Here is a 13,858-nt window from a genome sequence, read left to right as displayed (position 1 = left end):
GTTGGCGTGCGTTCTCTTGCTAGAGTTGTCGAAGTTTCCCCGGATCGTCCGCGCGCAGTGTCGGCACGCATCGGTCCGAATCCCGTTTCGCTCGTCGCCGTGAGAGCATGCTCCACGCCCCGAACAGGAGATAGCGCTGCTAGCTAACGCTGTGAACCTGCTGGTTCAAACCTCAACCGACGATGGCGGCTTCCACGCTCCTTCGATCCTGGAGTTCTTCCCGGATATCGTGCTCTTCGAGGGCACCCCGTTCGCGATCAACCGCATCATGCTGGTGCGCTTCGTCGCCGTGATCGCCCTGCTGCTCATCTTCTGGCTCGGCACCCGCCGCATGAAGGTCGTTCCCGGTCGTTTCCAGAGCCTCGTCGAGATGGGCCTGGACCTCGTCCGCGTGAACATCGCCGAAGACCTGCTCGGCCGCAAGGACGCCCGCCGCTTCCTGCCGATCCTCACGACGATCTTCTTCATGGTGCTGTTCATGAACATCACCGGCATCATTCCCGGCCTGAACATCGCCGGAACCAGCGTCATCGGCGTTCCGCTCGTGCTGGCAGCCGTCTCGTACATCACGTTCATCTACGCCGGAATCAAGAAGAGCCCCGCCAAGTTCTTCAAGAACTCGCTCTTCCCGGCCGGCGTGCCGTGGCCGGTGTACTTCATCGTCACTCCGATCGAGTTCATCTCGACCTTCATCATCCGGCCGGTCACGCTCACGCTCCGACTGCTCATGAACATGATCGTCGGCCACCTGCTGCTCGTGCTGTTCTTCTCGGCGACCTCGTTCTTCCTCTTCACCGCAGGCGGCTTCTGGTCAGTGCTGTCGGTGGGAAGCTTCGCCTTCGGATTCGCCTTCACGCTCTTCGAGATCCTCGTCGCCGTGCTCCAGGCCTACGTCTTCGCCCTGCTCACCGCTGTCTACATTCAGCTGGCCGTGGCCGAAGAGCACTAAAACCCCCTGACTCGGGCACACCGCCCGGACACCACCCAAGGAAAGGTAACAACGTGGACGCAACCACCGTTCTCGCGGACATCAGCGGATCGATCGCGACGGTCGGCTACGGCCTCGCCGCCATCGGCCCCGCCATCGGCGTCGGCATCGTCGTCGGCAAGACGATCGAGGGTGTGGCTCGCCAGCCCGAGCTCGCCGGCCGCCTGCAGGTGCTGATGTGGATCGGCATCGCATTCACCGAGGCGCTCGCCTTCGTCGGCATCGCAACCGGCTTCATCTTCGGCTTCTAAGCCGCGCAACCCGCCATTCAAGGAGGCAACGTGCTTCACGCACTGCTGAGTGCCGCGGCCGAGTCCGAAGAGGCTCCGAGCCCGCTGCTCCCCGAGGTGTACGACCTGTTCTGGTCGTTCGTGTGCTTCGTCATCATCCTGATCTTCTTCTGGCGCTACGCACTGCCGCGCCTGCAGAAGATGCTCGATGAGCGTGGCGAGGCGATCGAGGGCAACATCGCGAAGGCCGACGAGGCCCAGCGAAAGGCCGAGGCCGCGCTCGAGGAGTACACCGCTCAGCTCGCCGACGCACGCGCGGAGGCCGGCCAGATTCGCGAGTCCGCTCGTGAGGACGGCAAGCGCATCGTCGCAGAGGCGAAGGATGCCGCCACCGTCGAGTCCGCTCGTATCGCCGCGGCGGCTCAGTCGCAGATCGAGGCCGAGCGCCAGGCGGCCGCCGTGTCGCTGCGCGGCGAGGTCGGCACGCTGGCCATCGACCTGGCCTCCGGCGTCATCGGCGAGAGCCTCAGCGACGACAAGCGTGCCACCGCCATCGTGGACCGCTTCCTCGCAGAACTCGAGGCCGGCGAGACCACCTCGAGCGGAAAGAAGTAGCCGCAATGGGTTCAGCGACCAGCCAGGCCCTCGCGACGGTGCGTTCAGCACTGCTCGCGCAGGGCGTGAGCGACCTGGCGAGTGGCCAGGCACTGCTCGGGGCCGGCCGCGTCGTCGGGGGCTCCCAGCAGCTCGCGCACGCGATCGCCGATCCCGGTGCGGACCCCGAGACCAAGGCGAGCCTGATCACGGCGGTCTTCTCCTCGACCGTCACGCCGGCGGCGCTCGCGTTGCTCCAGGAGATCGGCCGGCAGCGCTGGTCGCGTGCCGCCGACGTGCTCGTGGGCATCGAGGAGATCGGCCTCCGGGTCATCGCCGCTTCGGCGCCGGCCGAGGTCTCGGTCGACGACGAGCTGTTCTCGATCGCACGCACGGTTTCCGAGAACTCCGAACTCGAGCTCGCGCTCTCCTCGAAGCTCGGTGACAACGCGGGCAAGGTCACGTTGCTGCAGAAGCTGCTCGGCGGCCGGGCCTCCGAGCAGACCCTGGCGATCCTCGCTCACCTCGTGCAGCAGCCTCGCGGGCGCCGCATGGGCGAACTGCTGCGTCACGCCGCATCCGTCGTCGCCGACGAGGCCGGCTACGGTGTCGCGGTCGTCACGTCGGCTGTGCCTCTTCCCGAGGCCCAGGTGCAACGTCTCGCCAGCAGCCTCACGGCGAAGTATCGTCGCAATATCCGCATCAACCAGGTCGTCGACCCCACCCTCATCGGAGGCCTGCGCGTGCAGGTCGGCGATGACGTGATCGACGGCAGCATCGCGAAGCGCCTCGGCGACCTTCGCCTCCAGCTCGCCGGCTGACGCCGGGCAGAATCGATAAAGCAACCCTGTACAGCCCGTACAGAAAAGGGAAGATCATGGCAGAACTCACCATCAGCCCCGATGAGATTCGGGATGCGCTGAAGGACTTCGTCAGGGACTACGAGCCCGGCGCCGCCACGGCGACGGAAGTGGGCCACGTGACCAACGCCGGCGACGGCATCGCGCACGTCGAGGGCCTGCCCTCCGTCATGGCGAACGAGCTCATCCGCTTCGCGGACGGAACCCTGGGCCTCGCGCTGAACCTCGAGGAGGACCAGATCGGTGTCGTCGTGCTCGGCGAGTTCGCCGGCATCGAGGAGGGCATGGAGGTCACCCGCACGGGCGAGGTGCTCTCGGTGCCCGTCGGCGACGGCTACCTCGGCCGCGTGGTCGACCCGCTCGGCAACCCGATCGACGGACTCGGCGACGTCGCGAGCGAGGCGCGTCGTGCCCTCGAACTGCAGGCGCCCGGCGTGATGCAGCGCAAGAGCGTGCACGAGCCGCTCCAGACCGGCATCAAGGCCATCGACGCCATGATCCCGATCGGCCGCGGCCAGCGTCAGCTGATCATCGGCGACCGCCAGACGGGCAAGACCGCCATCGCGATCGACACGATCATCAACCAGAAGGCGAACTGGGACTCCGGCGACGTCAACAAGCAGGTGCGCTGCATCTACGTGGCGATCGGCCAGAAGGGCTCGACGATCGCCTCCGTCAAGGGTGCGCTCGAGGACGCCGGGGCGATGGAGTACACCACCATCGTCGCGGCGCCGGCATCCGACCCCGCCGGCTTCAAGTACCTCGCCCCGTACACCGGCTCGGCCATCGGACAGCACTGGATGTACAGCGGCAAGCACGTCCTGATCATCTTCGACGACCTCTCCAAGCAGGCAGAGGCCTACCGAGCCGTTTCGCTGCTGCTGCGCCGCCCGCCGGGCCGCGAGGCATACCCCGGCGACGTGTTCTACCTGCACTCGCGTCTGCTCGAGCGTTGCGCCAAGCTCTCCGACGAGCTCGGTGCCGGTTCGATGACGGGCCTGCCCATCATCGAGACCAAGGCCAACGACGTGTCGGCCTACATCCCGACCAACGTGATCTCGATCACCGACGGCCAGATCTTCCTGCAGTCCGACCTGTTCAACGCCAACCAGCGCCCCGCCGTCGACGTGGGAATCTCGGTCTCGCGCGTGGGTGGCGACGCCCAGGTCAAGTCGATCAAGAAGGTCTCGGGAACGCTCAAGCTCGAGCTCGCCCAGTACCGCTCGCTCGAGGCGTTCGCCATGTTCGCCTCCGACCTCGACGCGGCCAGCCGTCGTCAGCTCGCTCGCGGCGCCCGCCTCACCGAGCTGCTCAAGCAGCCGCAGTACTCGCCGTTCCCGGTCGAGGAGCAGGTCGTCTCGATCTGGGCAGGCACCAACGGCAAGCTCGACGAGGTTCCTGTGGAGGACATCCTGCGCTTCGAGCGCGAGCTGCTGGACTACCTCGGCCGCAACACCGAGGTGCTCACGACGCTCCGTGACACCAACGTGCTCAGCGATGAGGTCGTCGCCGAGCTCGAGCGCTCGGTGGATGCCTTCAAGCTCGAGTTCCAGACGGGCGAGGGCAAGCCGCTCGCATCCGTGGGCAGCGAGAAGTTCGAGGCCATCGCCGAAGACGACGTCAACCAGGAGCAGATCGTCAAGACGCGCCGCTAGGCGCGCCTCGACATCGACGGCCTCGAGAACACAGGAGAGACATGGGAGCCCAGCTTCGGGTCTACCGGCAGAAGATCCGCTCTGCCCAGACGACCAAGAAGATCACCCGTGCCATGGAGCTGATCAGCGCATCACGCATCCAGAAGGCGCAGGCACGCGTCGCCGCGTCGACGCCGTATTCACGGGCGATCACCCGCGCCGTCTCGGCGGTGGCCACGTACTCGAACGTCGAGCACGTGCTGACCACCGAGCCCGAGAAGATCGAGCGGGCAGCCGTTCTCATCTTCACCTCCGACCGCGGACTCGCGGGCGCGTTCAACTCCCAGGTGCTGCGCGAGGCCGAGCAGCTCGCCGAGCTGCTGCGCAGCCAGGGCAAGGAGGTCGTCTACTTCCTCGTCGGGCGCAAGGCCGTCGGCTACTTCTCGTTCCGGCGCCGCGCGTCGGAGCGCCAGTGGATCGGCGGGACCGACAATCCCGACATCGACACGGCGAAGGAGATCGGCGACGCCCTGCTCGAGGCCTTCCTTCGCGACGCGGAGGACGGCGGGGTCGATGAGATCCACGTAATCTACAACCGCTTCGTCTCGATGATCAGCCAGGTGCCCCAGGTCGTGCGACTGCTTCCCCTCGAGGTCGTCGAAGGCGTGGAAGAGCCCGAGGGCAACGTCGTGCTGCCGCTCTACGAGTTCGAGCCCGACGTCGCGACCGTGCTCGACGCCCTCCTGCCCGTCTACATCGAGAGCCGCATCTTCAACGCGATGCTGCAGTCCGCTGCCGCCAAGCACGCGGCGACGCAGAAGGCGATGAAGGCGGCCACCGACAACGCCGACAAACTCATCACGGATTACACGCGGTTGGCCAACGAGGCCCGCCAGTCCGAGATCACGCAGCAGATCTCCGAGATCGTGGGTGGAGCCGACGCGCTCGCCTCCGCCTCCTAGTCACAGATTCGTACCCAGAAGGAAGAGACACATGACTGACACCGCCATCGCGCCAGTCCAGAACGAGGCGCCCACGGGCGTCGGGCGCGTTGCACGCGTCACCGGTCCCGTCGTCGACATCGAGTTCCCGCACGACTCCATCCCCGAGATCTACAACGCCCTCAAGACGACGATCACGATCGGCGACGAGGCCGCCGAGATCACGCTCGAGGTCGCCCAGCACCTCGGTGACGACCTCGTGCGCGCCATCGCGCTGAAGCCGACCGACGGCCTGGTTCGCGGCCAGGAGGTCACCGACACGGGCGCCCCCATCTCGGTGCCCGTCGGCGACGTGACCAAGGGCAAGGTCTTCAACGTCATCGGCGAGGTCCTGAACGGCGAGCCGGGCGAGACCATCGAGATCACCGAGCGGTGGCCAATCCACCGCAAGCCCCCGCGCTTCGACCAGCTGGAGTCGAAGACCCAGCTCTTCGAGACCGGCATCAAGGTGATCGACCTGCTCACCCCGTACGTGCAGGGTGGAAAGATCGGCCTGTTCGGCGGTGCCGGCGTGGGCAAGACCGTGCTCATCCAGGAGATGATCCAGCGCGTCGCGCAGGACCACGGTGGTGTGTCGGTGTTCGCCGGTGTGGGCGAGCGCACCCGTGAGGGCAACGACCTCATCCACGAGATGGAGGAGGCGGGCGTCTTCGACAAGACCGCCCTCGTCTTCGGCCAGATGGACGAGCCGCCGGGAACGCGCCTGCGCGTCGCCCTGTCGGCCCTGACCATGGCGGAGTACTTCCGCGATGTGCAGAAGCAGGACGTGCTGCTCTTCATCGACAACATCTTCCGCTTCACGCAGGCCGGCTCCGAGGTCTCGACGCTGCTCGGCCGCATGCCGTCCGCTGTGGGCTACCAGCCCAACCTCGCCGACGAGATGGGCGTTCTGCAGGAGCGCATCACCTCGACGCGCGGTCACTCGATCACCTCGCTCCAGGCGATCTACGTCCCCGCCGACGACTACACCGACCCGGCGCCGGCGACGACGTTCGCGCACCTCGACGCCACGACGGAGCTCTCCCGCGAGATCGCGTCAAAGGGCCTCTACCCGGCCGTCGACCCGCTGACCTCTACCTCGCGCATCCTGGACCCCCGCTACTTGGGCGAGGACCACTACCGCGTGGCCACGACGGTCAAGCAGATCCTGCAGAAGAACAAGGAACTGCAGGAGATCATCGCGATCCTCGGTGTCGACGAGCTCTCCGAGGAGGACAAGATCACGGTGTCGCGTGCGCGCCGCATCCAGCAGTTCCTCTCGCAGAACACCTACATGGCCAAGAAGTTCACGGGCGTCGAGGGTTCCACCGTTCCGCTGAAGGACACCATCGAGTCCTTCGACGCGATCGCAAAGGGCGAGTTCGACCACGTGGCCGAGCAGGCCTTCTTCAACGTCGGTCCCATCACCGACGTCGAAGAGAAGTGGGCCCAGATCCAGAAGGAGAACGGCTGAACATGGCCTCTCTCACCGTGAGTGTCGTCTCGGCCGACGAGCAGGTGTGGTCGGGCGAGGCCAGCATGGTCGTCGCCCGCACCGTCGAAGGCGAGATCGGCATCCTGCCCGGGCACGAGCCGCTCCTGGCGATCCTGGCCAGCGGCGAGGTGCGCATCACCCTGCCCGGCGGCGAGAAGATCACCGCGGACGCGGCCGAGGGCTTCCTCTCGGTCGAGAACAACACCGTGCAGGTCGTCGCACGCCAGGCCGCGCTGGCCTGATTCCAGTCCGGCCGCCTGAGCCCGGCTCAGGCGGCCCGAACGCGTACCAGGGGGAACGGTGTCGGACCGTCAGTTCGGCGACCTGAGCGTCGCCTACCTCGTCGTCATGGCCGGACTTCCCGGAGCCGGCAAGTCCACCATCGCCGAGATCATCGCCGCCCGCATCGGAGCCACCGTCGTCTCGGTCGATCCGATCGAGTCGGCGATCCTCTCTGCGGGCATCGACGCCGACCAGCCGACGGGGCTCGCCGCCTACCTCGTGGCCGAGAAGATGGCCGAGAGCGTTCTCGCCGCCGGTCGGTCGGTCGTCATCGACGCCGTGAACGCCGTCGAGCCGGCGCGGATGCAGTGGCGCGAGCTCTCGGGCCGCGCGGGCGCCGTGCTGCGGGTCGTCGAAGTGGTCTGCAGCGACGAAGAGGTGCACAAGCTGCGGCTCGCCAAGCGGGTGCGCAACCTTCCGCACGTCGACGAGGTCACTTGGCGTGCGGTCGAGCAGAGCCTCGAGGGCTACGAGCCCTGGATCGGCCACAGCGCCGCGATGCCGCGCGTGACCGTGGACTCCGTGGAATCGCTCGGCGTCAACGTCGATGCCGCGATCGCCTTCATCGCCGGGTGAGGATTCTTCTTCCGCCCTCCGAGACCAAGCGGGCCGGGGGCGAAGGTGACCGCCTCGATGTGAAGGCGCTCGCGTTTCCCGCGCTGGCGCCGCAGCGACGCGCCCTCGTTCGGGAACTGCGCGGGCTCGCCCGCGATGCCGAGGCGAGCGCCGTAGCGCTGAAGCTCGGCGCAACCCAGCGCGGCGAGATCGAGGCGAATCGCCGGCTCACCCTCTCGCCGACGATGCCGGCGATCGAGCGGTTCACCGGCGTGCTCTTCGACGGCCTCGACTCCGCGAGCCTCACCGAGCCGGAACGCGCATTCGCCCACCAGCACCTCCTCGTGCACTCCGCCCTGTTCGGACCCGTGGCCGCACTGGATCCCATCCCGGCCTACCGGCTCTCCCACGATTCCCGGCTCCCCGGCATCTCGCTCAAGAAGCACTGGTCTCCGGCGATCTCGCGCGAACTGAACCGGGAAGAGGGACTCGTCCTCGACCTGCGTTCCGAGGGCTACCGCGACCTCGGCCCGGCGCCGGTGCGCGAGCACTCGGTCTGGCTGCGCGTGCTGACGGAGGGGGAGGATGGCCGCCGTCGTGCCCTGAATCACTTCAACAAGGCGGCGAAGGGGCGCTTCACCCGCGCCCTGGTGCGTGAGCAGCACGACGTCGCATCCGTCGACGAACTGCTCGACTGGGCCGCGCTCTCGGGCTGGCGGCTGGAAAGGATCGCCGGGGTGCCGGAGGAGCTGGCCCTCATCGTCTGAGTCTCAGGCCGTCTGAGTCTCAGGCCGTCTGGGCCTCAGGCGCGGGCGGCGTCGTCGGGCTGGGCGCGGAAGCAGCCGGCGAGGTGATCATCGACCATTCCCGTTGACTGCATGAGAGCGTAGAGCGTCGTCGGTCCGACGAACCGGAACCCCCGTCGCCGCAGTTCCTTGCTCATCGCCGTGGACTCCGGCGTGACGGCCGGGATGTCGGCCCACTCCCGCGGTCGCGGATGCTCCACAGCGCTCGGCGCGAAGCCCCACAGCAGTGCATCGAGCGAGACGTCGAGGTCGAGCATCGCCCGGGCATTCGAGATGGTCGCGGTGATCTTGCCACGGTGGCGGATGATCGCCGCGTTCTCGAGCAGCCGTTCGACATCGGCATCCGTCATCGCCGCGACGGAGACGGGATCGAAGTCGTGAAAGGCCTGCCGGAAGGCCGGCCGCTTGCGGAGGATGGTGATCCACGACAGGCCGGCCTGGAAGCCTTCGAGGCAGAGCTTCTCGAACAGGCGGCGCTCGTCGTGAAGGGGTGTTCCCCACTCCTCGTCGTGGTAGCGGCGGTACTCGGCGTCACCGGCGCTCCACGCGCAGCGGGCACGGCCGTCGTCTCCCGTCACGAGCGCAGGCGGCACGACAGGCACGGGAGAGGCGCCGAAGCTCACGGCAGTGCCACCGCGTCGAGGTCGAACAGAGCCGGAGCGGCGCCCTTGTGGGCGATCGACTCGTGCTCGAGCAGCCAGACCTTCGTCGGGATGCCCTCGCCACCGCTGTAGCCGGTGATGTGGCCACTGGAGGAGAGCACCCGATGACAACCCACGATGAGGGGAACCGGGTTGGCTCCGACGGCACGGCCGATCGCGCGTCCGGCGTGCGGCCGGCCGACGGCGAGGCCGAGCTCGCCGTACGAGGTGTACTGACCCCAGGAGAGCGCGGCGATCTGCTCCCACACGGCGCGCTGGAACGCGGTGCCCTCGAGCAGCACGGGAAGGTCGAACTCGGTGCGTTCCCCGGCGAAGTACTCGGAGAGCTGTGTGATCGCCTTCTCGAGCACGGCGTCGGACTGCACCGGCTCGCCGTCGTGCGGGAGCACGCCGGCGCGTTCCATGCTCAACGACGTGATGTGCTCGCCGTTGCTCGTGAGCTCGATGCGCCCGATCGGGCTCTCCATGCGTTGCAGGTGCAGGGGCACCGTCGTCAGGGTGGCGGGGGTTCTCATAGGTCGAATCTAACCCCGGCCGGCGACGATGGCTCGCGGAAAACGGACATGGGTGCACGGTGCCCATCCGCACCATCGGGGGAGGAGGGGTGAGCCTAGGATCGAAGCCATGGCACAGTGGACGCAGCTCGCGGAAGGCGTGTTCGTCGCGCGCTACCAGCCCTTGGACATCTCCATCGGCCTGGTGCTGGGCGGTGAGGGTCGGGCGCTGCTCGTCGACACCCGGTGCAATCCGCGTGAGGCAAGGGAACTGGCGGCCGAGATCGCCGACGTCTTCTCGGTGACGGTCACGGATGTCGTCAACACGCACGCTCACTACGACCACGCATTCGGCAACCAGGTGTTCGCGTCCACGGCGAGAATCCACGGTCACGCCAACATCCCCGCCCACTTCGACCAGTTCGAGCGCCCGCGGTTGCAGGCATGGACGGCGAACCCGTCGGGTGCGCCACAGTACGACTGGACCGACGTCGTGCTCACGGCGCCGACGGAGCTGGTGGACGCGGAGCAGGGCATCGACCTCGGCGGTCGGAGCATCGAACTCGTCCCGCTGCCGCCGGGCCACACCGACACCGACCTGGCCGTGCACGTGCCCGACGCCGGCGTCTGGTTCGTCGGAGACGTGGTCGAGGAGTCGGGTCCGCCGATGTACGGCTCGGGCGCCTATCCGCTCAGCTGGCCCGCCGTGCTCGACTCCCTCGCACTCCGCCTGGCCGACGCGGCAGTCGTCGTTCCGGGGCACGGCGCCGTCGTGGACGCTGCCTTCATCCGGTCGCAGGCCGGGACCCTCGGCATCGTCGCCGACACCATCCGCGACGGCTTCGAGCATCATGAGCCGCTCGAGTACGTCGCTGAGCGCGCCTCGCAGCGCACGGCATTGCCGCTCGAGATCGTCGAGGCCGCGGTCGTACGGGGGTACTCCCAGCTCTCCGGATGACGCCCCGTGGTCGAGGCCTCCCGTCAACCCCGGCGACCGATCGGAGTGGCCTCCTTAGGCTGGTCGCATGGCGAACATCGAATACCGCACGCTGGGACGCTCCGGGCTGGTCGTCTCGACCGTGGGGCTCGGGTGCAACAACTTCGGTCGCACCGCAACGGCGACGCAGAGCCAGGAGGGAACGACCGCCGTCATCGACGCGGCCATCGAAGCCGGTGTGACGTTCTTCGACACGGCCGACATCTACGGTGCCGAGCGCGGGCTCAGCGAGAGCCTGATGGGCGTCGCCCTCGCGGGTCGACGCGACCGCGTGGTGCTCGCCACCAAGTTCGGCATGGACATGGGCGGCCTCAACGGACCGGACTGGGATGCGCGCGGCTCGCGGCGATACATCCGCCTCGCCGTCGAGTCGAGCCTGCGCCGCCTGCAGACCGAGTGGATCGACCTCTACCAACTGCACCGTCCGGACCCCCGCACGCCCATCGAGGAGACCCTGGCCGCTCTCGACGAACTCGTGCAGGAGGGCAAGGTGCGCTACATCGGTTCATCGAACCTCGCCGGCTGGCAGATCGCGGAAGCCGAACTCGTGGCCGAGCTGCGCGGCCGCACTCATTTCATCTCCAGCCAGAACGAGTACAGCCTGCTGCAGCGCGAGGCCGAGGCGGAGGTCCTCCCCGCAGTACAGCACTTCGGCCTGGGATTCCTCCCGTGGTTCCCGCTGTACAACGGCCTGCTGACCGGCAAGTTCTCGCGGTCGGGCGGCCCAGACGACAGCCGCATCATGAACGCGCGCAAGCACCTCGCCGACGACGCCCCATGGGGAACGATGGAGCGCTATCAGGCCTTCTGCGACGCCCGCGACATCACGATGCTGCAGGCGACCTTCGGATGGCTGCTCGCCCAGCCCGCCCTCACGAGCGTCATCGCCGGCGCGACCCGGCCCGAGCAGATCGTGCAGAACGCCGAAGCGGCGAGCCACTGGCATCCGTCGGCCGAGGAGGCGGAAGAGATCTCGCGACTGTTCAGCCCGGATGCCCTCGAGTACTGAGCCGACCCACGACCGGCTGCGACGCTGCCGGCCGCCGCAAGAGAAGGAGAGACATGAACGTGCTCACGCAGAAGTTCACCCTTGAGAACGGAGTCGAGATTCCGGCGATCGGATTCGGCACCTGGCAGATACCGAAAGGGGAACCCGCCTACGACTCGGTGAGGACGGCCCTGGAAGCGGGATACCGGCACATCGACACCGCGCGCGCCTACGGCAACGAGGCGTCGGTCGGCAAGGCGATCGCCGACAGCGGCATCGCCCGCGATGAGATCTTCCTGACCACGAAGCTGCCGGCCGAAGTGAAGGACTACGAAGGAGCCAAGGCGAGCTTCGAGAAGAGCATCGACGCCCTCGGCATGGACCACGTGGACCTCTACCTCATCCACGCGCCGTGGCCCTGGAGCGAGCAGGGGGCGGACTACGCCGCAGGCAACGCCGAGGCCTGGCGGGCGATGGAGGAGATCTACGAGTCGGGGCGGTCGCGGTCGATCGGCGTCTCGAACTTCGTCGTGTCCGACCTGGAGAAGCTCGCACGCACCTCACGCGTCCGGCCGCACGCGAACCAGATCCGGTTCTTCATCGGCCACACCCAGGTGGAGACCGCCGAGTACTGCCGGCAGAACGGCATTCTCGTCGAGGGCTACTCGCCGCTTGCGACCGGCGGCATCCTCGAGAACGCCGACGTGCGCCGCATCGCCGAGAAGTACGGCACCTCGGTCGCGCAGGTCAGCATCCGGTACGTGCTGCAGAAGGATGTCCTGCCGCTGCCGAAGTCCACGACGCCCTCGCGCATCCGCGAGAACGCGCAGCTGGACTTCGAGCTCTCGCCCGAGGACATGGCCTACCTCGACGGGCTGCGCGACACGACCGACTGAGAGCTGTCCGACCTGCCGCGCTCGGTGCGCGGCAGGTCGGGCCGTTCCAGTCCTGAACCGTGAGGTCAGCCGTCCGCGTTCTGCACAGCGGGCGCTGTCGCCGCCGGCGGCCGGCTGACGTGGCCGAGGGTGGCACCATGCCCACCGTCATCAAGGCCCAGTCCGGTCAGGACTTCCTGGCCCTCGTCCCGCACCTTCTCGGCTACCGACCCCGTCGCAGTGCCGTGCTCATCGCGTTCCGCGGCAATCGCACCTGCGGAGCACTGCGCTTCGACCTTCCTGCGCCCGGTGCGCTGAAGGTGCTGAAACGGCACGCGACGTCGATGATCGGCATGCTGTGCAAGATCCGCGACGTGGATGCCCTCGTTCCGCTCGTCTACACGGATGCCCGCTTCGAAAGCGGTGACGGCCTGCAGGGGAGCTTCCTCGACGCGCTCGTCCACCGCGCCGAGTTGGCCGGACTCCATGTGCGGGATGCGCTCTGCGTGGCAGCGGACGGGTGGGGTTCGCTCTTCGATGAGGCCGTTCCGCCCGGCGGACGCCCCTTGCGGCTGATCGCCGAGTCGCCGGTGGCATCCGTGGCGGAACTGGGCGATCGCGAGGTGGCCGACGACGTGACCGCCGGCACCGATCTGCCGCACGTCGGCCTCGTGAAGACCGAGCGGGTCGCACGGCGGATGCAGGAACTCGGCCCCGACCTGGTTCGCTCCGCCGACGAGCTCTGCGACGAAGCGGAGGGCGACGACATGGCTGCGCTGTTCGAGGGGGTGCTTCGCGCCGACGTCGAGGCCCTCTCGGTCGACCTGGCGGCATTCGCCCTGCGACTCGTGCAGGCGCCGCCGCTGCGCGATATCGCACTGCTCGGTTGGGCGTTCGGACTGGAGACCGGCCGACGTGTGGAGCGCGAGGCCGTCGAGTACGCGTCGACGCACGAACTCGTCGAGACGCCGGACGGACTGCTGCTCGCCGGCATCGGTCCGAGGCCGGATGCCGAGCGGATCGATGCCGCCATCGTGCTGCTGCGTACCCTCGGGGCGCACGCGCCGGTCTCGGCGCGACCGCCCGTGTTCGCGATGCTGGCCTGGCTCAGCTGGGCGCTGGGACAGAGCTCGCGAGCGGCGGTGTTCGTCGAGAACGCGCTGGCCATCGATCCGGAGTACGGCCTGGCGCAGCTCGTGGGAGCGATGGTCGCCGGCGGCCGGCTGCCGGAGTGGGCGTTCGAGCCGCCCGAGATCGACGAGGCGCAGGTGCGCTACGCCGACGTGCCGTCGAGGTGAGCGCCGGCCCTTCGACAGGCTCAGGGACCGGGCTTCCGCGGACGTCTCACGCCCCGCTCGCTGAGCCTGTCGAAGCGACGTGACGTACCCGCGATCGCACCGACACGATGAAGCCGAGGA

The 13,858-nt window shown here is 67.9% G+C and carries 16 protein-coding genes; 14 read left to right on the top strand and 2 right to left on the bottom strand.

The genetic code is table 11. The features are described from left to right. Nucleotides 1-151: 151 nt before the first annotated feature. Genes atpB through WDJ51_RS07405 form a run of 10 tightly spaced genes read left to right on the top strand, consistent with a single transcriptional unit; the run spans nucleotide 152 to nucleotide 8,385 of the window. Nucleotides 152-949 (top strand): F0F1 ATP synthase subunit A, encoded by a 798-nt coding sequence (gene atpB / locus WDJ51_RS07450; protein ID WP_337851804.1) that lies wholly within the window; start codon nucleotides 152-154, stop codon nucleotides 947-949. A gap of 53 nt (nucleotides 950-1,002) precedes the next feature. Then, nucleotides 1,003-1,239, top strand: coding sequence for an ATP synthase F0 subunit C (gene atpE / locus WDJ51_RS07445; RefSeq protein ID WP_210899496.1), 237 nt, complete (start codon nucleotides 1,003-1,005; stop codon nucleotides 1,237-1,239). A gap of 30 nt (nucleotides 1,240-1,269) precedes the next feature. After that, nucleotides 1,270-1,833 carry a F0F1 ATP synthase subunit B gene (locus tag WDJ51_RS07440; protein WP_337851803.1) on the top strand — a complete coding sequence of 188 codons (564 nt, stop codon included), beginning with the start codon at nucleotides 1,270-1,272 and terminating at the stop codon, nucleotides 1,831-1,833. A 5-nt stretch (nucleotides 1,834-1,838) separates the two neighbouring features. After that, nucleotides 1,839-2,633: a F0F1 ATP synthase subunit delta gene (locus tag WDJ51_RS07435; protein WP_337851802.1), complete on the top strand. Its 795-nt coding sequence runs from the start codon at nucleotides 1,839-1,841 to the stop codon at nucleotides 2,631-2,633. 56 nt (nucleotides 2,634-2,689) lie between these two features. After that, the gene (gene atpA / locus WDJ51_RS07430) at nucleotides 2,690-4,327 is read left to right on the top strand and encodes a F0F1 ATP synthase subunit alpha (RefSeq protein WP_337851801.1); all 1,638 of its coding nucleotides are present in this window, start codon (nucleotides 2,690-2,692) and stop codon (nucleotides 4,325-4,327) included. Between the two features lie 41 nt (nucleotides 4,328-4,368). After that, nucleotides 4,369-5,268 (top strand): F0F1 ATP synthase subunit gamma, encoded by a 900-nt coding sequence (locus WDJ51_RS07425; RefSeq protein ID WP_337851800.1) that lies wholly within the window; start codon nucleotides 4,369-4,371, stop codon nucleotides 5,266-5,268. A gap of 31 nt (nucleotides 5,269-5,299) precedes the next feature. Then, the gene (gene atpD, locus WDJ51_RS07420) at nucleotides 5,300-6,760 is read left to right on the top strand and encodes a F0F1 ATP synthase subunit beta (RefSeq protein WP_337851799.1); all 1,461 of its coding nucleotides are present in this window, start codon (nucleotides 5,300-5,302) and stop codon (nucleotides 6,758-6,760) included. A gap of 2 nt (nucleotides 6,761-6,762) precedes the next feature. Then, a complete protein-coding gene (locus WDJ51_RS07415; RefSeq protein WP_337851798.1) occupies nucleotides 6,763-7,023 on the top strand; it encodes a F0F1 ATP synthase subunit epsilon in 261 nt (86 codons plus the stop codon). Between the two features lie 58 nt (nucleotides 7,024-7,081). Further along, nucleotides 7,082-7,639 carry an AAA family ATPase gene (locus WDJ51_RS07410; protein WP_337851797.1) on the top strand — a complete coding sequence of 186 codons (558 nt, stop codon included), beginning with the start codon at nucleotides 7,082-7,084 and terminating at the stop codon, nucleotides 7,637-7,639. Further along, nucleotides 7,636-8,385: a YaaA family protein gene (locus tag WDJ51_RS07405; protein ID WP_337851796.1), complete on the top strand. Its 750-nt coding sequence runs from the start codon at nucleotides 7,636-7,638 to the stop codon at nucleotides 8,383-8,385. The genes WDJ51_RS07410 and WDJ51_RS07405 overlap by 4 nt, the downstream gene beginning before the upstream one ends. Nucleotides 8,386-8,420: 35 nt before the next feature. Here WDJ51_RS07405 and WDJ51_RS07400 read toward each other — a convergent pair whose 3' ends face one another. Further along, nucleotides 8,421-9,002, bottom strand: a complete 582-nt coding sequence (locus WDJ51_RS07400) for a DNA-3-methyladenine glycosylase I (RefSeq protein WP_337851795.1) — start codon at nucleotides 9,000-9,002, stop codon at nucleotides 8,421-8,423. A 41-nt stretch (nucleotides 9,003-9,043) separates the two neighbouring features. Further along, nucleotides 9,044-9,601 carry a methylated-DNA--[protein]-cysteine S-methyltransferase gene (locus WDJ51_RS07395; protein WP_337851794.1) on the bottom strand — a complete coding sequence of 186 codons (558 nt, stop codon included), beginning with the start codon at nucleotides 9,599-9,601 and terminating at the stop codon, nucleotides 9,044-9,046. Between the two features lie 109 nt (nucleotides 9,602-9,710). Between WDJ51_RS07395 and WDJ51_RS07390 the strand changes: the two genes are divergently transcribed. From WDJ51_RS07390 to WDJ51_RS07375, 4 genes are all read left to right on the top strand, one after another. Further along, nucleotides 9,711-10,538: an MBL fold metallo-hydrolase gene (locus WDJ51_RS07390; RefSeq protein WP_337851793.1), complete on the top strand. Its 828-nt coding sequence runs from the start codon at nucleotides 9,711-9,713 to the stop codon at nucleotides 10,536-10,538. Nucleotides 10,539-10,605: 67 nt separating this feature from the next. After that, nucleotides 10,606-11,586 (top strand): aldo/keto reductase, encoded by a 981-nt coding sequence (locus tag WDJ51_RS07385; protein WP_337851792.1) that lies wholly within the window; start codon nucleotides 10,606-10,608, stop codon nucleotides 11,584-11,586. 53 nt (nucleotides 11,587-11,639) lie between these two features. After that, nucleotides 11,640-12,461, top strand: coding sequence for an aldo/keto reductase (locus WDJ51_RS07380; RefSeq protein WP_337851791.1), 822 nt, complete (start codon nucleotides 11,640-11,642; stop codon nucleotides 12,459-12,461). Nucleotides 12,462-12,598: 137 nt separating this feature from the next. After that, nucleotides 12,599-13,738, top strand: a complete 1,140-nt coding sequence (locus tag WDJ51_RS07375; RefSeq protein ID WP_337851790.1) for a DUF4192 domain-containing protein — start codon at nucleotides 12,599-12,601, stop codon at nucleotides 13,736-13,738. Nucleotides 13,739-13,858 lie beyond the last annotated feature (120 nt).

Origin of the sequence: Rathayibacter sp. YIM 133350 (genome assembly GCF_037404875.1) — a bacterium.
Classification (GTDB): domain Bacteria; phylum Actinomycetota; class Actinomycetes; order Actinomycetales; family Microbacteriaceae; genus Orlajensenia.
The sequence above is the reverse complement of the archived record's forward strand: the minus strand, read 5'-3'. Positions and strand labels throughout refer to the sequence as shown.